Annotated in this window: 17 protein-coding genes; 15 read left to right on the top strand and 2 right to left on the bottom strand. The window is 54.9% G+C overall.

Annotated elements, in window-relative coordinates:
* Positions 1 to 8 precede the first annotated feature (8 nt).
* The 15 genes from cdsA to ACX8ZY_RS16005 all read left to right on the top strand — a co-directional run bounded on the left by cdsA (position 9) and on the right by ACX8ZY_RS16005 (position 18,433).
* Positions 9 to 866, top strand: coding sequence for a phosphatidate cytidylyltransferase (gene cdsA, locus ACX8ZY_RS16075; RefSeq protein ID WP_010254111.1), 858 nt, complete (start codon positions 9 to 11; stop codon positions 864 to 866).
* Positions 867 to 878: 12 nt separating this feature from the next.
* The gene (gene rseP, locus ACX8ZY_RS16070) at positions 879 to 2,225 is read left to right on the top strand and encodes a sigma E protease regulator RseP (protein ID WP_010671861.1); all 1,347 of its coding nucleotides are present in this window, start codon (positions 879 to 881) and stop codon (positions 2,223 to 2,225) included.
* 51 nt (positions 2,226 to 2,276) lie between these two features.
* Positions 2,277 to 4,688, top strand: coding sequence for an outer membrane protein assembly factor BamA (gene bamA, locus ACX8ZY_RS16065; RefSeq protein ID WP_010254119.1), 2,412 nt, complete (start codon positions 2,277 to 2,279; stop codon positions 4,686 to 4,688).
* A 110-nt stretch (positions 4,689 to 4,798) separates the two neighbouring features.
* Positions 4,799 to 5,296 carry a molecular chaperone Skp gene (gene skp / locus ACX8ZY_RS16060; protein ID WP_010254125.1) on the top strand — a complete coding sequence of 166 codons (498 nt, stop codon included), beginning with the start codon at positions 4,799 to 4,801 and terminating at the stop codon, positions 5,294 to 5,296.
* A 3-nt stretch (positions 5,297 to 5,299) separates the two neighbouring features.
* A complete protein-coding gene (lpxD, locus tag ACX8ZY_RS16055) occupies positions 5,300 to 6,325 on the top strand; it encodes a UDP-3-O-(3-hydroxymyristoyl)glucosamine N-acyltransferase (protein WP_421665085.1) in 1,026 nt (341 codons plus the stop codon).
* A gap of 152 nt (positions 6,326 to 6,477) precedes the next feature.
* A complete protein-coding gene (fabZ, locus tag ACX8ZY_RS16050; protein ID WP_003852639.1) occupies positions 6,478 to 6,933 on the top strand; it encodes a 3-hydroxyacyl-ACP dehydratase FabZ in 456 nt (151 codons plus the stop codon).
* Positions 6,934 to 6,936: 3 nt separating this feature from the next.
* The gene (lpxA, locus tag ACX8ZY_RS16045) at positions 6,937 to 7,725 is read left to right on the top strand and encodes an acyl-ACP--UDP-N-acetylglucosamine O-acyltransferase (RefSeq protein ID WP_010254134.1); all 789 of its coding nucleotides are present in this window, start codon (positions 6,937 to 6,939) and stop codon (positions 7,723 to 7,725) included.
* Positions 7,726 to 7,728: 3 nt separating this feature from the next.
* Positions 7,729 to 8,877, top strand: a complete 1,149-nt coding sequence (gene lpxB / locus ACX8ZY_RS16040) for a lipid-A-disaccharide synthase (RefSeq protein ID WP_421665084.1) — start codon at positions 7,729 to 7,731, stop codon at positions 8,875 to 8,877.
* Positions 8,870 to 9,496, top strand: coding sequence for a ribonuclease HII (gene rnhB / locus ACX8ZY_RS16035; protein ID WP_010254141.1), 627 nt, complete (start codon positions 8,870 to 8,872; stop codon positions 9,494 to 9,496). Before lpxB ends, rnhB begins: the two co-directional genes overlap by 8 nt.
* 31 nt (positions 9,497 to 9,527) lie before the next feature.
* On the top strand, positions 9,528 to 13,010 hold the full coding sequence (dnaE, locus tag ACX8ZY_RS16030) for a DNA polymerase III subunit alpha (protein ID WP_010671865.1): 3,483 nt from the start codon (positions 9,528 to 9,530) through the stop codon (positions 13,008 to 13,010).
* Between the two features lie 12 nt (positions 13,011 to 13,022).
* Positions 13,023 to 13,979 carry an acetyl-CoA carboxylase carboxyl transferase subunit alpha gene (gene accA / locus ACX8ZY_RS16025; RefSeq protein WP_010254150.1) on the top strand — a complete coding sequence of 319 codons (957 nt, stop codon included), beginning with the start codon at positions 13,023 to 13,025 and terminating at the stop codon, positions 13,977 to 13,979.
* Positions 13,980 to 14,148: 169 nt separating this feature from the next.
* Positions 14,149 to 16,299 (top strand): lysine decarboxylase LdcC, encoded by a 2,151-nt coding sequence (locus tag ACX8ZY_RS16020; RefSeq protein WP_158131985.1) that lies wholly within the window; start codon positions 14,149 to 14,151, stop codon positions 16,297 to 16,299.
* A gap of 64 nt (positions 16,300 to 16,363) precedes the next feature.
* A complete protein-coding gene (locus ACX8ZY_RS16015; RefSeq protein WP_010671867.1) occupies positions 16,364 to 16,753 on the top strand; it encodes a VOC family protein in 390 nt (129 codons plus the stop codon).
* A gap of 52 nt (positions 16,754 to 16,805) precedes the next feature.
* The gene (gene tilS / locus ACX8ZY_RS16010) at positions 16,806 to 18,125 is read left to right on the top strand and encodes a tRNA lysidine(34) synthetase TilS (RefSeq protein ID WP_158131984.1); all 1,320 of its coding nucleotides are present in this window, start codon (positions 16,806 to 16,808) and stop codon (positions 18,123 to 18,125) included.
* On the top strand, positions 18,125 to 18,433 hold the full coding sequence (locus tag ACX8ZY_RS16005) for a c-type cytochrome (protein WP_010254164.1): 309 nt from the start codon (positions 18,125 to 18,127) through the stop codon (positions 18,431 to 18,433). Before tilS ends, ACX8ZY_RS16005 begins: the two co-directional genes overlap by 1 nt.
* A 40-nt stretch (positions 18,434 to 18,473) precedes the next feature.
* Here the strand turns inward: ACX8ZY_RS16005 and rof are convergent, their stop codons facing one another.
* On the bottom strand, positions 18,474 to 18,734 hold the full coding sequence (rof, locus tag ACX8ZY_RS16000) for a Rho-binding antiterminator (protein ID WP_010254167.1): 261 nt from the start codon (positions 18,732 to 18,734) through the stop codon (positions 18,474 to 18,476).
* Complete coding sequence (locus ACX8ZY_RS15995; protein ID WP_010254172.1) at positions 18,721 to 18,921, bottom strand: YaeP family protein; 201 nt, start codon at positions 18,919 to 18,921, stop codon at positions 18,721 to 18,723. Before ACX8ZY_RS15995 ends, rof begins: the two co-directional genes overlap by 14 nt.
* Between the last annotated feature and the right edge of the window lie 49 nt (positions 18,922 to 18,970).

The raw sequence follows: 18,970 nt of genomic DNA, 5'->3' as shown, positions 1-18,970 counted from the left end.
GGTAACCTTTGCTGAAGTCTCGTCTGATTACCGCGTTGATATTAATTCCGCTGGTAATAGCTGCACTGTTCTGGTTACCGCCTGTTGGCTTCGCCCTGACAACCATCGTTATCTGCATGCTGGCAGCCTGGGAATGGGGTCAGTTTGCAGGGATGGCATCACGGCAACAGCGCGTCTGGCTGGCTGTACTTTGTGGTCTGCTGCTGGCGCTGATGCAGTTTACGCTGCCACCTTATCAACACACGGTGCATCTGCCACAGATCGCGACATCGCTTTGGGCGTCGCTGGTGTGGTGGGTCGTTGCACTGCTGCTGGTGCTCTCCTATCCCGCTTCTGCGGCCTTCTGGCGCCATTCGCGTCCCCTTCGCTTACTGTTTGGCGTGTTAACGCTGGTCCCTTTTTTCTGGGGCATGGTGGCGCTGCGCCAGTATCACTATGACACCGACCACTTCGCCGGTGCCTGGTGGTTGCTGTTTGTGTTGCTGCTGGTATGGGGAGCGGATTCAGGTGCTTATATGTTTGGCAAGATGTTCGGCAAGCACAAGCTGGCGCCAAAGGTCTCACCAGGCAAAACCTGGGAAGGCTTCCTGGGCGGTCTGGTCACCTCGGCGCTGATTGCAGTGCTGTTTGCGACGCTGGCGCCACTGACGGTTTCCACCGGTACGCTGGTGATTTGCGCGATTATCGCGACGCTGGCCTCTGTGCTGGGCGACCTCACTGAGAGCATGTTTAAACGTGAAGCGGGCATCAAAGACAGTGGTAATCTGATTCCTGGTCACGGCGGCATTCTTGATCGTATTGATAGTCTGACTGCGGCGGTGCCGGTGTTTGCCTGTTTATTGCTGCTGGTGTTTCGCACCCTTTAAGGACAGGCAAAGATGTTGAGCATACTCTGGAGTTTCGTCGCCTTTATCGTTGCGCTGGGCGTATTAATTACCGTTCATGAGTTTGGCCATTTCTGGGTCGCTCGTCGCTGTGGCGTCAAAGTTGAGCGCTTTTCCATTGGTTTTGGTAAGTCGCTCTGGCAGCGCCGTGATCGCCACGGCACCGAATTTGTCATCGCGCTGATTCCCCTTGGCGGCTACGTTAAAATGCTCGACGAGCGTGTTGAAAGCGTGCCAGCCGAATTTCGTCATCAGGCTTTTAACAACAAAGCCGTCTGGCAACGCGCCTCCATCATTGCGGCAGGTCCTGTCGCTAATTTCATCTTTGCCATCTTTGCCTACTGGGTTGTGTTTATTCACGGCGTGCCCGGCGTGCGCCCGGTAATCGGTGAAATTTTAAACGGTTCGGTGGCTGCGGAAGCTCAAATTACGCCCGGCATGGAACTTAAGGCTGTTGACGGTATCGAAACGCCTGACTGGGATGCTGTGCGTATGGCGCTGGTGGGTAAAATCGGCGACAGCAGCACCACCTTAACGGTGGCTCGATTTGGCGAGGACGCGACCCAGCAGAAACAGCTGGATTTGCGTAACTGGCAGTTTGAGCCTGATAAGCAGGATCCGGTCGTCGCGTTAGGGATTCAGCCACGCGGTCCGCAGATTGAGACCACGCTGGCAGAAGTGCAGGCGAACTCGCCAGCCAGTGAAGCCGGTTTGCAAGCAGGCGACAGGATCGTTAAAGTCGATGGTCAGCCATTATCGCAGTGGCAGACTTTTGTCACGCAGGTCCGGGATAACCCCGGCAAAAGCATGGCGCTTGAGGTGGATCGCGGCGGTGAGTCTATTGCGCTGACGATGACGCCAGAAGCGAAATCTGGCAGTAAAGCGGGATTTGCGGGTGTCATTCCGCGCATTGTTCCTCTGCCAGAAGAGTACAAGACGGTAAGACAGTATGGCGCGTTTGCGGCTATCGGTGAGGCTAGTGTAAAAACCTGGCAACTGATGAAGCTCACCGTCTCCATGCTGGGCAAGTTAATAACCGGTGATGTGAAGCTGAACAACCTGAGCGGGCCAATTTCGATTGCGCAGGGTGCAGGGTTGTCAGCAGAGTATGGGTTGATTTACTACCTGATGTTCCTGGCGTTGATTAGCGTCAACCTGGGCATCATCAACCTGTTCCCTCTGCCGGTTTTAGATGGTGGGCACTTGCTCTTCCTGGCGATCGAAAAGATCAAGGGTGGACCGGTGTCCGAGCGAGTTCAGGACTTTAGTTATCGCATCGGTTCAATTTTACTGGTGCTGTTAATGGGGCTTGCACTTTTCAATGATTTCTCACGTTTGTAACCGCTGGAACGCGAACATTCGAGGGATGTGTTAGGAAAACGCATAACAACGATGGCGATGAAAAAGTTGCTCATAGCGTCGCTGCTGTTTAGCAGCGCCACCGTTTACGGTGCAGACGATTTCGTAGTGAAGGATATTCATTTCGAAGGGCTGCAGCGAGTCGCCGTCGGCGCGGCTCTGCTGAGCATGCCAGTACGGGTTGGCGATACGGTGAATGACGATGATGTCAGAAATACCATTCGCTCGCTGTTCGCTACTGGCAACTTTGAGGATGTTCAGGTCCTGCGAGACGGTACAACGCTGATTGTCCAGGTCAAAGAACGTCCTACCATTGCCAGCATTACCTTCACCGGTAACAAAGCGGTGAAAGAGGATCAGCTCAAACAAAATCTGGAAGCCTCAGGTGTCCGTGTCGGCGAAGCGCTGGACCGTACCACCATCTCCTCTATCGAGAAGGGACTTGAGGATTTCTACTACAGCGTAGGTAAATATACCGCCAACGTGAAAGCCGTGGTCACGCCACTGCCGCGTAATCGTGTGGATCTGAAGCTGGTCTTTACTGAAGGTGTCTCTGCAAAAATTCAGCAGATCAACATCGTCGGTAATAAAGCCTTTAGCTCCGATGAGCTGATTTCCCGCTTCCAGCTGCGCGATGAAGTGCCATGGTGGAACGTGGTCGGCGATCGTAAATATCAGAAGCAGAAACTGGCGGGTGACCTTGAAACCCTGCGCAGCTTCTATCTGGATCGTGGCTATGCACGCTTTAACATCGATTCAACGCAGGTCAGCCTGACGCCTGATAAAAAAGGCATCTACATCACGGTGAACATCACCGAAGGTGACCAGTACAAAATCGCAGGCGTGATCGTCAATGGCAGCATGGCGGGCCATTCAGCAGAAATTGAACATCTGACCAAGATTCCGGCGGGCGAGCTTTATAACGGCGCCAAAGTCACGAAAATGGAAGATGACATCAAGAAACTGCTGGGCCGCTACGGCTATGCTTATCCGCGCGTGGCAACACAGCCAGAAATCAACGACGCCGACAAAACCGTAAAACTGCATATCAATGTGGATGCGGGTAACCGTTATTATGTCCGTAACGTCCGTTTCGAAGGCAATGACACGTCGAAAGACTCCGTGTTACGTCGCGAAATGCGTCAGATGGAAGGCGCGTGGCTGGGCAGCGATCTGGTTGAACAGGGTAAAGAGCGTCTGAACCGTACCGGTTACTTTGAAACCGTTGATGTGGATACTCAGCGTGTGCCAGGTTCGCCAGACCAGGTTGACGTGGTCTACAAGGTTAAAGAGCGTAACACCGGTACCTTTAACTTCGGCGTCGGCTACGGCACCGAAAGTGGTGTGAGCTTCCAGGTCGGCGTCACGCAGGATAACTGGCTGGGCACCGGTAATACCGTGGGCATCAGCGGGACCAAGAACGATTACCAGACCTATGCTGAATTCTCGCTGACTGACCCTTACTTCACCGTTGATGGTGTCAGTCTGGGTGGTCGTCTGTTCTACAACGACTTTAAAGCAGATAACGCGGACCTTTCTGACTATACCAACAAAAGTTATGGTCTGGATGGCACGCTTGGCTTCCCGGTTAACGAAAACAACACCCTTCGTGTCGGTCTGGGCTATGTCCACAATGACCTGTCAAACATGCAGCCTCAGGTGGCGATGTGGCGTTATCTTGACTCGGTCGGCAAGCCGCAGCAGCTCAATGATGAAGGTGATTTCTCAGCAGATGACTTCACCTTTAACTACGGCTGGACTTATAACACCCTGGACCGCGGCTTCTTCCCGACGTCCGGTAACCGTACCAACCTGAACGGTAAGGTGACGATTCCGGGCTCGGATAACAGCTTCTATAAGGCCACGCTGGATACTCAGCAGTATGTGCCGATTAACCAGGATCGTACCTGGGTGCTGTTAGGCCGTGGTCGCGTAGGTTATGGCGATGGTCTCGACGGCAAAGAGATGCCGTTCTACGAGAACTTCTACGCCGGTGGTTCAAGCACCGTGCGCGGCTTCCAGTCCAACACCATTGGACCGAAAGCAGCCTACTTAAATAACAACTCGTCGAACTGCCGAATCGCCGATCCAAATGGCGTCTGTAAGTCTGACGATGCGGTGGGCGGTAACGCCATGGCGATTGCCAGCCTTGAGCTGATTACGCCAACGCCGTTCCTGAGCGAGAAGTATGCTAACTCGGTTCGTACCTCGGTGTTTGTCGATGCCGGTACAGCGTGGGATACCCATTGGGAAAATACCGCGGAAACGCGTGCGGCGGGCATTCCTGACTACAGCGATCCAAACAATATCCGTGTATCCAGCGGTGTTGCGCTACAGTGGATGTCACCGCTCGGCCCGCTGGTGTTCTCTTACGCCCAGCCGATGAAGAAAGTCGATGGAGACAAGTCAGAGCAGTTCCAGTTTAACATTGGTAAAACCTGGTAATGTTCTGAGCATGGATGCATAGCTGAAGTATTGCTGCCGGACAGCACCTGTTGCTGTTCCGGGGCAAACACTGTGTCGCTGACACAAACGTTGATGGTAAGGAGTTTATAGTGAAAAAGTTGTTGTGTGCCGCAGGTCTGGGTCTTGCTTTAGCGGTCTCCGCTGGTGTTCAGGCTGCCGACAAAATTGCAGTGGTAAACGTGTCCAGCATTTTCCAACAGTTACCGCAACGTGCGACTGTTGCTAAACAGCTGGAAAACGAGTTCAAAGGCCGTGCAACTGAGTTGCAGAGCCAGGAGCGCGATCTGCAAACCAAAATGCAGCGTCTGCAGCGTGACGGTTCTACCATGAAGGCGAGCGAACGCAGCCGTATGGAAAAAGATGTCATGTCTCAGCGTGAAGCTTTCTCTACAAAAGCCCAGTCTTTTGAGCAGGATAATCGCCGTCGTCAGATGGAAGAGCGTAACAAGCTGCTGAGCCGTATTCAGGATGCCGTGAAGAAAGTCGCTGACAGCGATGGTTACGACGTCGTGATCGACGCTAACGCGGTGGCTTATGCGTCAAACGCAAAAGACATCACTGCTGACGTGCTGAAACAGGTTAAATAATTCATGTCATCTATTCGACTGGCTGATTTAGCCCAGCAGTTGGATGCAGAATTGCACGGAGATGGCGATATCGTCATCTCCGGCATTGCTTCTATGCAATCCGCCACAACTGGCCAAATCACTTTTCTTGCAAACAGCCGTTACCGCGAGCAACTCGCCCTGATTAAGGCCTCAGCCGTGGTGCTGACGGAAGCGGATCTGGAGTGGTGCAATACCGCAGCGCTGGTGGTGAAAGATCCCTACCTGACCTATGCGCGTATGGCACAAATACTCGATACCACGCCACAGCCAGCGCAAAATATTGCCCCCAGTGCAGTGATCGATCCCTTAGCCCGACTCGGGAGCAACGTCGCCATTGGCGCCAATGCGGTGATCGAAGCGGATGTTGAGCTGGGCGATAACGTGGTCATTGGTGCAGGATGTTTTGTTGGCAAAAAAACCCGTATCGGCAGCGGTACCCGTCTCTGGGCCAACGTCTCTGTTTATCACGAAATTGAAATCGGTCAGGATTGCCTGATTCAGTCAGGTACCGTCATCGGTTCTGATGGTTTCGGCTATGCCAACGATCGTGGTAACTGGGTGAAAATCCCGCAGTTAGGCGCGGTGATAATCGGCGATCGCGTAGAAATAGGTGCCTGCACCACTATCGATCGCGGTGCGCTGGATAACACTCTGATCGGCAATGGTGTTATCATAGACAACCAGTGCCAGATCGCTCACAACGTAGTTATTGGCGACAATACTGCGGTTGCAGGCGGTGTGATCATGGCGGGTAGTTTGAAAATTGGGCGTTACTGTATGATTGGCGGTGCCAGCGTCATTAACGGCCATATGGAAATCTGTGACAAAGTAACGGTGACCGGTATGGGTATGGTCATGCGTCCTATCACAGAGCCTGGTGTCTATTCATCAGGCATTCCGCTGCAACCCAACAAAACCTGGCGCAAAACTGCAGCGCTGGTGATGAACATCGATGACATGAGCAAACGCTTAAAAGCCATCGAGCGCAAGGTCGGCAAAGACGACTAACCGCCATCCCAAAACTGACCGGCTTTCATAATAAAAATGTTAAGCAGGGAAGCCCGGCGCCACAGAACCTATTTGCGGCCTGCGGAAGATCATTTTGATCTGTGCAGGCCGTGTTATTGATGTCATCAGATTTTTAGGACAGGAAGAGTATTTTGACTACTGAAACTCATACTCTGAAAATTGAAGAGATTTTAGAGCTGCTGCCGCACCGCTATCCGTTTCTGCTGGTAGACCGCGTGCTGGAATTTGAAGAGCACAAATACCTGCGTGCAGTGAAGAACGTTTCTGTTAATGAACCGTTTTTCCAGGGGCATTTCCCTGGTAAACCGATTTTTCCTGGCGTTCTGATCCTGGAAGCGATGGCGCAGGCTACCGGTATTCTGGCGTTTAAAAGCGTAGGTAAACTGGAGCCAGGCGAACTCTACTACTTTGCCGGTATCGACAGTGCCCGTTTCAAGCGCCCTGTGGTACCTGGCGACCAAATGATCATGGAAGTCACTTTCGAGAAAACCCGCCGTGGTCTGACCCGCTTTAAAGGCGTGGCGACTGTCGACGGTAAAATCGTTTGTGAAGCGACCATGATGTGTGCCCGCAGCCGGGAGGCATAATTCGTGATTGATCCAACAGCCACTATCCATCCCAGTTCTGTCATCGAAGAGGGCGCTATTATTGGCGCCCGCGTTCACATTGGCCCGTTTTGCTTTATTGGTGCGAATGTTGAGATCGGTGAAGGAACGGTACTGAAGTCACATGTTGTGGTGAACGGCCACACGCGCATCGGTAAAGATAATCAGATTTATCAGTTCGCCTCAATTGGCGAAGTGAATCAGGATCTGAAATATGCCGGTGAGCCAACACGGGTTGAGATCGGTGATCGTAACCGTATCCGTGAAAGCGTGACGATTCATCGCGGCACCACGCAGGGTGGCCAGGTCACCACAGTGGGCAGCGATAATCTGCTGATGGTTAATGCTCACATCGCGCATGACTGCGTGATTGGCAACCGCTGTATCTTCGCCAACAACGCCACCCTGGGTGGTCACGTGACGGTCGATGATTTCGCCATTATTGGCGGCATGACAGCGGTACATCAGTGGTGCATCATCGGTGCTCACGTGATGGTTGGCGGCTGTTCGGGCGTGGCGCAGGATGTGCCGCCTTACGTTATTGCGCAGGGCAACCACGCTACGCCGTTCGGGATCAATATCGAAGGTCTCAAGCGTCGCGGCTTCAGCAAAGAGTCGTTGCACGCTATCCGCAACGCCTATAAGTTGCTCTATCGCAGCGGCAGAACGCTGGAGGAAGTGAAACCGGAGATCGAAGCCATCGCACAGCAGCACAGCGAAGTGCAACCTTTCTACGATTTCTTCACCCGTTCAACCCGTGGATTAATTCGTTAATCCATGTCAGCGCGTCCCTTAACGATTGCCCTGGTCGCCGGAGAAACCTCCGGCGATATTCTTGGTGCAGGTCTGATCCGTGCCCTGAAAGCCCGTCATCCGGATGCACGCTTTGTCGGCGTGGCGGGTCCTCTGATGCAGGCAGAAGGGTGTGAAGCCTGGTATGAGATGGAAGAGCTGGCGGTGATGGGCATTGTCGAGGTGCTCGGTCGCCTGCGACGCCTGCTGACAATCCGTCGCGATCTCACCCGGCGTTTTACCGAACTCAGACCCGATGTCTTTGTCGGGATTGATGCGCCCGATTTCAATATCACGCTGGAAGGCAATCTTAAACGCACTGGCATTCGCACTATCCACTATGTCAGCCCCTCGGTGTGGGCATGGCGGCAAAAGCGTGTCTTTAAGATTGGTCGTAACACCGATCTGGTGCTGGCGTTCCTGCCATTTGAAAAAGCTTTTTACGATCGCTATAACGTTCCCTGTCGTTTTATCGGTCACACCATGGCGGATGCCATGCCGCTGCAACCCGATAAGCTGGCTGCACGCCGTCATCTGGGCATTGCCGATGATGCGCTCTGCCTGGCCTTGCTGCCCGGCAGCCGGGGTGCGGAAGTGGAAATGCTCAGCGCCGATTTTCTGAAAACCGCTCAGTTGCTGCGTCGTCACTATCCGGCACTGGAAATCGTGGTGCCGCTGGTCAACGCCCGTCGCCGCGAACAGTTTGAGAAGATTAAAGCCGAAACCGCCCCCGAACTGCCGATGCATCTGCTTGATGGTCAGGGACGTGAGGCGATGATTGCGAGCGATGCCGCACTCCTGGCGTCAGGCACTGCCGCACTGGAGTGCATGCTGGCAAAATGCCCAATGGTCGTCGGTTATCGCATGAAGCCGGCCACCTTCTGGCTGGCGAAACGGCTGGTCAAAACCCCTTACGTCTCGCTGCCAAACCTGCTGGCAGGGCGTGAGCTGGTCAAAGAGTTACTGCAGGATGAGTGTCAGCCTGAAGCCCTGGCCGCAGCGTTAGCTCCGCTGCTGCATGCCGGGCCTGAGCGAGAAACACTCCTGCAGACGTTTCATGAATTACATCAACAGATCCGCTGGAACGCCGATGAGCAGGCAGCGGATGCGGTACTGGAGCTGGTGAATGCCTGATTTTATCTATCCTGTCGCCAGACTGATTGCCGGTGTGGACGAAGTGGGGCGCGGTCCGCTGGTTGGCGCGGTCGTTACTGCCGCGGTGATCCTCGATCCGGCAAACCCGATTACCGGCCTGGCCGACTCGAAGAAACTGTCTGAAAAGCGCCGCCTGGCGTTGTATGACGAAATCAAAGAGAAAGCGCTGGCATGGAGTCTGGGACGCGCAGAGCCTGAAGAGATCGATCAGCTCAACATTCTGCATGCCACTATGCTGGCGATGCAGCGCGCCGTAGCTGGCCTCGGCATTCAGCCCGATTATGTGCTGATTGATGGCAATCGTTGCCCTGCACTGCCAATGCCTTCACAGGCGGTAGTTAAAGGGGATAGTCTGGTTGCCGAAATCAGTGCAGCATCGATCATCGCCAAAGTGTCGCGTGACCAGGAGATGACCGAACTCGATCTGCTGTTCCCGCAGTATGGTTTTGCGCAGCACAAAGGTTATCCGACGGCGCTGCATATAGAAAAACTGACGCAGTATGGCGTCACGCCGCACCACCGTCGCAGTTTTGCGCCCGTACGCAATGCGCTGCTCGATGCTGAAGTACTGGCTGCACGCCAGACCCTTACGCTTTAATAGCCTGACGCTGTTTTAACCGGAAACTGATATGGCTGAACCCCGTTTTATACATCTGCGTGTCCACAGTGACTATTCGATGGTTGATGGCCTGGCGAAAACCGGGCCGTTAATCAAGAAGGCGGCTGCCCTTGGCATGCCGGCTATCGCGATTACCGACTTCACTAACCTCTGTGGCCTGGTGAAATTTTACGGTGGCGCACATAGCGCAGGGATAAAGCCGGTCATTGGTGCCGATTTCAACGTTGCCAGTGAGCTGATGGGGGATGAACTGACTCAGCTTACCGTGCTGGCGTCCAGTAATACCGGATACCAGAACCTGACGCTGCTGATCTCCCGTGCCTATCAGCGTGGGTATGGCGTGGACGGACCGATCATCGACCGCGACTGGCTGATTGAATTGCAGGAAGGATTAATCCTGCTGTCTGGCGGACGGCGTGGCGATGTGGGTCGCAGCCTGCTGCGCGGCAACAATGCCCTGGTTTCGCAATGCCTGTCGTTTTACCAGCAACATTTCCCCGATCGCTACTACCTGGAGCTGATTCGTACCGGCCGTCAGGACGAAGAGAGCTACCTGCATGCGGCAGTTGAACTGGCGATTGCAGAGGGAATACCGGTGGTTGCCACCAATGAAGTCTGCTTTATCAATGCAGAAGATTTCGATGCGCACGAAATTCGCGTTGCCATTCATGACGGCTATACGCTGGATGATCCCAAGCGTCCGCGCAACTACAGTCCTCAGCAATATATGCGCAGCGAAGAGGAGATGTGCGAGCTCTTCTCGGACATCCCGGAAGCGCTGGAAAACAGCGTAGAGATTGCTAAGCGTTGTAACGTCACGGTCCGGCTGGGCGAATACTTCCTGCCGCAGTTCCCGACCGGTGATATGACCACCGAAGATTATCTGGTGGTGAAATCCCGTGAGGGTCTGGAAGAGCGTCTTGAGTTCCTGTTCCCGGACGAAGCCGAACGCCTTGAGAAACGCCCGGAATATGATGAACGTCTGGAGATTGAACTCAACGTTATTAACCAGATGGGTTTCCCCGGCTACTTCCTGATCGTAATGGAGTTCATCCAGTGGTCCAAGGACAACGGCGTGCCGGTCGGGCCGGGGCGTGGTTCCGGTGCCGGTTCGCTGGTGGCCTATGCGCTGAAAATCACCGATATCGATCCGCTGGAATTTGACCTGCTGTTCGAACGCTTCCTGAACCCGGAACGCGTCTCGATGCCCGATTTCGACGTCGACTTCTGCATGGAGAAGCGCGATCAGGTGATCGAACACGTTGCAGATATGTACGGACGTGAAGCGGTTTCCCAGATTATTACCTTCGGCACCATGGCGGCGAAAGCGGTCATTCGCGATGTGGGCCGCGTGCTGGGACATCCTTACGGCTTCGTTGACCGCATTTCAAAACTGATCCCGCCCGATCCCGGCATGACGCTGGAAAAAGCTTTTATTGCTGAACCGCAGCTTCCCGCCATGTATGACGCGGACGAAGAGGTTAAAGCGCTGATCGACATGGCGCGCAAGCTGGAAGGGGTCACGCGTAACGCCGGTAAACATGCGGGCGGCGTGGTCATTGCGCCAACGAAGATCACCGATTTTGCGCCGCTCTATTGTGATGAGCATGGGCAGTTCCCGGTAACTCAGTTCGATAAAAATGATGTGGAATATGCCGGCCTGGTGAAGTTCGACTTCCTGGGTCTGCGTACGCTGACCATCATCGACTGGGCGCTGAAGATGATCAACCCGCGCCGGGAAAAGCAGGGGCTGGAGCCGATCGATATCGCCTCTATCCCGCTGGACGATAAGAAAAGCTTCGATATGCTGCAGCGCTCGGAAACCACTGCGGTGTTCCAGCTTGAATCGCGCGGCATGAAAGATCTGATTAAGCGTCTGAAGCCCGACTGCTTCGAAGATATGATCGCACTGGTGGCGCTGTTCCGTCCTGGCCCACTGCAGTCCGGCATGGTGGATAACTTCATTGACCGTAAGCATGGCCGTGAAGCGATCTCCTATCCCGACATTCAGTGGCAGCACGAAAGCCTGAAACCGGTGCTGGAACCGACCTACGGCATCATCCTCTATCAGGAACAGGTGATGCAGATCGCCCAGGTTCTCTCCGGTTACACGCTGGGCGGTGCGGATATGCTGCGTCGCGCCATGGGTAAAAAGAAACCCGAGGAGATGGCCAAACAGCGTTCTGTATTCCGCGACGGTGCCGAAAGTATGGGCATCGACGGGGAACTGTCGATGAAGATCTTCGATCTGGTAGAAAAATTTGCAGGTTATGGCTTTAACAAGTCACACTCTGCGGCCTACGCACTCGTCTCCTACCAGACGTTGTGGCTGAAGGCGCACTATCCGGCTGAGTTTATGGCTGCGGTCATGACCGCCGATATGGATAACACCGAGAAAGTGGTTGGCCTGGTCGATGAGTGCTGGCGGATGGGACTGAAAGTCCTGCCGCCTGATATCAACTCCGGTCTCTATCAGTTCCATGTTAATGACGCGGGCGAGATCGTTTACGGTATCGGCGCGATCAAAGGCGTCGGTGAAGGCCCGATCGAAGCGATCATCGACGCCCGTAACGAAGGCGGTTATTTCCGCGAGTTGTTTGATCTCTGCGCCCGTACCGACACCAAAAAGATCAACCGTCGGGTAATGGAAAAATTGATCATGTCCGGGGCCTTTGATCGCCTTGGACCGCATCGCGCTGCGCTGATGAGTTCACTCAGTGACGCGTTAAAAGCGGCCGATCAGCACGCGAAAGCGGAAGCGATTGGCCAGGCTGATATGTTTGGCGTACTGGCGGAAGAGCCGGAGCAGGTTGAGAAATCGTACGCCAGCGTCACGCCGTGGCCTGAGCAGGTGCAGCTGGATGGCGAACGGGAAACGCTGGGGCTTTACCTTACCGGCCACCCGATTAATCAGTACCTGAAAGAAATTGAGCGTTACGTTGGCGGGGTGCGGCTGAAAGATATGCATCCTACCGATCGGGGTAAAATTACCGTGGCGGCCGGTCTGGTGATCGCGGCACGGGTAATGGTCACCAAACGCGGCAACCGAATTGGTATCTGTACTCTGGACGATCGCTCCGGTCGTCTTGAGGTGATGTTATTTACCGATGCGTTAGATAAATACCAGCAGTTGCTGGAGAAAGACCGAATTCTGATCGTCAGCGGACAGGTCAGCTTTGATGACTTCAGTGGTGGCCTTAAAATGACCGCTCGTGAAGTCATGGACATCGACGAAGCTCGCGAAAAATACGCGCGCGGACTTGCTATCTCGCTGACGGACAGGCAAATTGATGACCAGCTATTAAACCGACTCCGTCAGTCTCTGGAACCTCATCGATCAGGGACTATTCCGGTGCATCTCTACTATCAGAGAGCCGACGCGCGAGCGAAGCTGCGCTTTGGTGCAGCGTGGCGAATTTCGCCCAGCGATCGTTTACTTAACGATCTGCGCTCGTTGATTGGATCGGAGCAGGTGGAACTGGAGTTTGACTAGAACAGGAACATTATGAGTCTTAATTACCTGGATTTTGAACAGCCAATTGCAGAACTGGAAGCGAAGATCGATTCGCTGACCTCAATTGGTCGTCAGGATGATAAACACGTTAATCTGGATGAAGAAGTTCAGCGTCTGCGTGAGAAAAGCGTTGAGCTGACCCGTAAGATCTTCGCCGATTTGGGCGCATGGCAAATCGCTCAGCTGGCGCGTCATCCTTTGCGTCCTTACACCTTTGACTACGTGCGCAACGCCTTCGACGATTTCGATGAGCTGGCGGGCGACCGTGCTTATGCCGATGACAAAGCGATTGTGGGCGGGATTGCACGTCTTGATGGACGTCCGGTGATGATCATCGGGCACCAGAAAGGCCGTGAAACCAAAGAGAAAATTCGCCGTAACTTCGGCATGCCAGCACCGGAAGGCTATCGCAAAGCGCTGCGCCTGATGGAGATGGCTGAGCGTTTCAAAATGCCAATCATCACCTTCATCGACACACCGGGTGCCTATCCGGGTGTGGGCGCGGAAGAGCGTGGGCAGTCTGAAGCGATTGCCCGCAACCTGCGTGAAATGTCTGGCCTGAAAGTGCCGGTGATCTGTACGGTCATCGGTGAGGGCGGTTCAGGCGGTGCGCTGGCGATTGGCGTGGGCGATAAAGTGAATATGCTGCAGTACAGCACCTATTCAGTGATATCGCCGGAAGGCTGTGCATCCATTCTGTGGAAAAGCGCTGACAAAGCGCCGCTGGCCGCTGAAGCGATGGGCATTACCGCTCACCGTCTGAAAGAGCTGAAGCTGATTGACTCCGTGATCCCTGAGCCACTGGGTGGCGCGCATCGCCGTCCGGTTGATATGGCGCAGTCACTGAAGCAGCAGCTGCTGGCCGATCTGGCCGATCTCGATGGATTTAGCACTGAAGAGCTGCTGGATCGTCGTTATCAGCGCCTGATGAGCTACGGCTACGCCTGATTTAGCCCCATCTGTAAAAGCGGACTCCGGTCCGCTTTTTTTATGCCGCCGGTTTATCTCCGCACGCTATTCCCCTCTCTTTCAGCGCCATCCGATAGCCGCCTTGCTACACCTTCCGCGGGTTAGCGGTTATGCTTGTCCGGTTCCACAATAATCAGGGAGATGGGCATTGAATATTCTGGCGATCATGGGCGCGCACGGCGTGTTTTATAAAGATGAACCGTTACGCGAACTCGACGCGGCGTTAAATCTGCAAGGCTTCAGGCTGCTTTACCCGAAAAACAGTGACGATCTGCTGAAACTGATCGAGCACAATCCGCGTATCAGCGGCGTCATCTTCGACTGGGACGCGCACAACAGTCCGGAACTCTGCCGTGAGATTAATCAGCTCAACGAATATCTGCCGCTGTACGCCTTTATCAACACCCACTCGCAGATGGACATCAGCGTCAATGAGATGCGCATGCCGCTGCACTTTTTTGAGTACGCGCTGAATGCCGCCGACGATATCGCGCTGCACATCCGGCAATATACCGATGACTATCTCGACCACATTACGCCGCCGCTGACTAAAGCGCTGTTCACCTATGTGAAAGAGGGCAAGTACACCTTCTGCACGCCGGGCCATATGGCGGGTACCGCGTTTCAGAAGAGCCCGGTGGGCTGCCTGTTCTACGATTTCTTCGGGGCCAATACCCTGAAATCGGACATCTCAATTTCCGTTACCGAACTGGGTTCGCTGCTTGATCACACCGGTCCGCACCTTGAAGCGGAGGAGTACATTGCACGCACTTTTGGTGCCGAGCAGAGTTACATGGTGACCAACGGGACCTCAACGTCGAACAAAATTGTCGGCATGTATGCCGCACCGGCGGGCAGCACCGTGCTGATCGATCGCAACTGCCACAAGTCACTGACCCATCTGCTGATGATGAGCGATCTTATCCCCATCTGGCTGAAGCCGACCCGCAATGCGTTGGGTATTCTCGGCGGTATCCCGAAGCAGGAGTTCACCCGCGAGAGTATTTCGCTCAAGGTGGCTGCCACCGACCGTGCCACGTGGCCGGTTCATGCGGTGATCACCAACTCCACCTATGATGGGCTGCTCTACAATACCCAGTACATCAAAGAGACACTGGATGTACCGTCGATTCATTTCGATTCAGCCTGGGTGCCTTACACTAATTTCCATCCGATCTACGCCGGTAAAAGTGGCATGAGTGGCGACCGCATCCCGGGAAAAGTGGTGTATGAGACGCAATCGACCCACAAACTGCTGGCGGCGTTTTCGCAGGCATCAATGATTCACATTAAGGGCGACTACGACGAACAGACGTTTAACGAAGCCTACATGATGCACACCACCACCTCGCCCAATTACGCCATCGTCTCCTCTATTGAAACTGCTGCTGCCATGCTGCGTGGCAATCCCGGTAAACGACTGATCAATCGCTCGGTGGAGCGCGCGCTGCACTTCCGTCGGGAGATCCAGCGCCTGCGCGAAGAGTCTGACAGCTGGTTCTTTGATATCTGGCAGCCGGAAGAAGTTGATGAAGCGCAATGCTGGCCGATCCAGCCCGGCGACGAAGAGTGGCACGGATTTACTCAGGCCGATCGCGATCACATGTACCTGGATCCGATCAAAGTCACCATTCTGACGCCGGGCATGAGCGAACTGGGGAAGATGGCGGAAGAGGGGATCCCGGCGGCGCTGGTGGCGAAGTTTCTGGATGAGCGCGGCATCGTGGTGGAGAAAACCGGTCCCTATAACCTGCTGTTCCTGTTCAGCATCGGTATCGACAAAACCAAAGCGATGAGCGTGCTGCGCGGACTGACCGAGTTCAAACGCGCCTACGATCTTAATCTGCGGGTGAAAAACATGCTGCCGGATCTCTATGCCGAAGATCCTGACTTCTATCGCAATATGCGCATCCAGACACTGGCGCAGGGGATCCATCAGCTGATCCGCCATCACGATCTGCCACGTCTGATGCTGCAGGCATTTGATGTCCTGCCCGAAATGAAGATGACGCCGCATCAGGCGTTTCAGCAGCAGGTGAAGGGCAACATCGAAACGGTGGATCTCAGCGAGCTGGTCGGGCGGGTGTCGGCCAATATGATTCTGCCTTATCCGCCAGGCGTTCCACTGGTGATGCCAGGCGAGATGATTACTGAGAAGAGCCGCGCGGTGCTCGATTTTCTGCTGATGCTGTGCAGCATTGGACGGCATTATCCGGGCTTCGAAACGGATATTCACGGTGCCAGCCTGACCGAAGAGGGCGAGTATCGCGTCCGCGTGCTGAAAAACGACCTCGCATAAAACTTTAAACAACTATCAGCGGCAGGGTGTCTGCGGACAGCCTGCCCGAATCAGGGAATTGAACATGTTGCAGTTAACCGCTATTCACCACATCGCCATCATCGCCTCTGACTATCAGCGCAGCAAAGCATTCTATTGTGACGTACTGGGTTTCCGTCTGATGGGCGAATATTACCGCGAAGCGCGGGACTCCTGGAAAGGCGACCTGGCCCTACAGGATCGCTATACCATTGAGCTGTTCTCTTTTCCTGAGCCGCCGGCGCGGGTCAGCCATCCCGAGGCGTGTGGCCTGCGTCATCTGGCCTTTACCGTGCCGGATGTTGCCGCTGCCGTCGCGACGCTGGCTGATAAAGGCGTTATCTGCGAGCCGATTCGCATTGATGACCTGACCGGTAAACAATGCACTTTCTTTGCCGATCCGGATGGTTTGCCGCTGGAGCTTTATCAGGCGTAAAATAGCGCGCTCAGCGGGCGACATTCAGTGGCCCGATTTTCTGGATTCTGCCATGTCTTTGCCCGCTTTTGACAACCTTTTGCAACCTGATGCCGCCCTGGTGGTCGCATTCAGCGGTGGACTGGATTCAACCGTGCTGCTGCATCAGCTTCGCGGCTGGCAGCAGCAGCATCCTCAGTTGCGCCTGCGGGCACTGCATGTTCACCATGGGCTTAGCCCGAATGCCGATCGCTGGGCAACCCATTGCCAGACGATTTGCGCGCAGTGGCAGCTGCCCTGTGAAGTGCTCCGCGTTAACGTTGATGGCCGGGAAAATGGCATTGAAGCGGCCGCCCGCACCGCCCGTTATCAGGCGCTGAGTGCGGCACTGCAGCCGGGCGAAGTGTTACTCACTGCGCAGCACCTCGACGATCAGTGCGAAACATTCCTGCTGGCGCTGAAGCGCGGCAGTGGTCCCGCCGGGCTGGCAGCGATGCCCGCTACACGCGCGCTGGGTTCTCATCAGCTGGTGCGTCCGCTGCTGAATCAGACGCGACAGTCGCTTGAAGCCTATGCCGACGCGCATCAGCTGGTGTGGATTGAAGATGAGAGCAATCAGGATCTTCGCTACGACCGCAACTTTCTGCGTCAGCGGCTGCTGCCTGAGCTTTACCAGCGCTGGCCCCATTTTGCCGGGGCAACGGCCCGTAGTGCGGCGTTATGCAGTGAGCAGGAGCAGTTGCTGGATGAACTGCTCGCCGGGCAACTGGCAGAGCTGATCCAGCCTGATGGCAGCCTGCACTTTCCACCCATAATGGCCATGAGTGAGCTGCGTGCTAATGCCTTATTGCGGCGCTGGATCGCCGGACAGGGTGGGGCGATGCCGTCCCGTGAAGCGCTGAAACGCATCCACGACGAAGTGATGGCGAGCCGGGAGGATGCGCAGCCCCGGCTGCGATTCGGTCAGGCTGAACTCCGTCGTTACCGTCAGCAGCTCTACTGGCTGCCGTTGTTCAGTTCACTGCGCGATACCGCGCTGGCATGGCCCGATCTCTGCCAGCCGCTGGCGTTACCGCAGAACCTTGGCACGCTGCGTGCCAGCCAGTCGCAGAGCCTGTTGCGCTATCCTGAGCCGGATGAGCAGGTCAGCGTGCGGTTTCACGCACAGGGTCATGTCCATCTGGTGGGCCGTCGTGGCGGAAGGGAAATGAAAAAACTGTGGCAGGAGTTGCAGATACCGCCGTGGCAGCGTGAACGGCTGCCGTTAATTTTTTATAACCAGACGCTGGTCTGCGTTCCGACTCTCTTTGTCACCCGTGATGGCGCGGCCCCTGATCAGCAGGGCTGGCAGATAGTCTGGGACGGGGCATCCGGCGCAGGAGAACAACAATAATGAAACAGTGGCTTATCGCCTGTTTAGCGGTCACCGTGTTACCGGCATGGGCAGCGGGTGATGCGCAGCGCGGCGCACAGAAAGCGGGCAGTTGCATGGCGTGTCATGGCGCAGCAGGAAAAGCGGCGGTGCCGCTCTATCCTGACCTGGCCGGGCAGCACGCACCTTATCTGGAACATGCGCTGCAGGCCTATAAAAAGGGCGAACGCAGTGGCGGTCAGGCTGAAGTCATGAAGGCGTTTGTGGCGGGATTGAGTGACAGCGATATGGCGGATTTAGCGGCGTACTACAGTTCGTTGCAGCCCTGAAGTTTAACAGGGCGGAAAGGTCCCGCCCTGAATGCGTAGGTTACTCTGCGCTGACAACCACCGTACCCAACTCGGGATGGGTGAAGCTGGCGATATGGTCGAGACGTAATTCGCGATGTTCACCGGAAAGATCGATAGCCAGATATTCAACGTTCTTACGTGAAAAGATCTCTTTGGCTTTTGCCTTAAGCTGCTCGCCATCTTTCATTTCCAGCGACAGCATCCAGTTGTTCTGGCAGGCGAGTTCCAGATTATCGTAATCATCGCAATTGATAGGTTGGTACGCTTCATTTATCAACATAGTCGCTCACCAATAAGTTAGCAGCGGCGTAGGCCGCCTGTTCCCTGACAGAAGAGTTTAGCTCAGTATTTGCGGCAACATCATTAAGTGCCTTCAATGCGCAGCCAATCGCATCCGGTATGTAACCTAAATCCCCGCTGCCGATTTCGGCATACTTCCGGCGAACTAACTCACAATAATTTTGCACGTGGCCCTCCTCGGCAGAGCGTAAATACTCTGGTTAACTGGCGACTATA

The sequence above is a fragment of the Pantoea sp. XAF26B01_ASV70 genome, assembly GCF_054512635.1.
Note: the sequence above shows the minus strand (reverse complement) of the source record. Positions and strands in the feature narration are given on the sequence as shown.

Excerpts from the sequence above, each read along its gene's own strand:
- rseP (WP_010671861.1), top strand. The coding sequence starts at position 879 with ATGTTGAGCATACTCTGGAGTTTCGTCGCCTTTATCGTTGCGCTGGGC.
- bamA (WP_010254119.1), top strand. The coding sequence starts at position 2,277 with ATGGCGATGAAAAAGTTGCTCATAGCGTCGCTGCTGTTTAGCAGCGCC.
- lpxD (WP_421665085.1), top strand. The coding sequence starts at position 5,300 with ATGTCATCTATTCGACTGGCTGATTTAGCCCAGCAGTTGGATGCAGAA.
- lpxB (WP_421665084.1), top strand. The coding sequence starts at position 7,729 with ATGTCAGCGCGTCCCTTAACGATTGCCCTGGTCGCCGGAGAAACCTCC.
- rnhB (WP_010254141.1), top strand. The coding sequence starts at position 8,870 with ATGCCTGATTTTATCTATCCTGTCGCCAGACTGATTGCCGGTGTGGAC.
- dnaE (WP_010671865.1), top strand. The coding sequence starts at position 9,528 with ATGGCTGAACCCCGTTTTATACATCTGCGTGTCCACAGTGACTATTCG.
- accA (WP_010254150.1), top strand. The coding sequence starts at position 13,023 with ATGAGTCTTAATTACCTGGATTTTGAACAGCCAATTGCAGAACTGGAA.
- ACX8ZY_RS16015 (WP_010671867.1), top strand. The coding sequence starts at position 16,364 with ATGTTGCAGTTAACCGCTATTCACCACATCGCCATCATCGCCTCTGAC.
- tilS (WP_158131984.1), top strand. The coding sequence starts at position 16,806 with ATGTCTTTGCCCGCTTTTGACAACCTTTTGCAACCTGATGCCGCCCTG.
- ACX8ZY_RS16005 (WP_010254164.1), top strand. The coding sequence starts at position 18,125 with ATGAAACAGTGGCTTATCGCCTGTTTAGCGGTCACCGTGTTACCGGCA.
- rof (WP_010254167.1), bottom strand. The coding sequence starts at position 18,734 with ATGTTGATAAATGAAGCGTACCAACCTATCAATTGCGATGATTACGAT.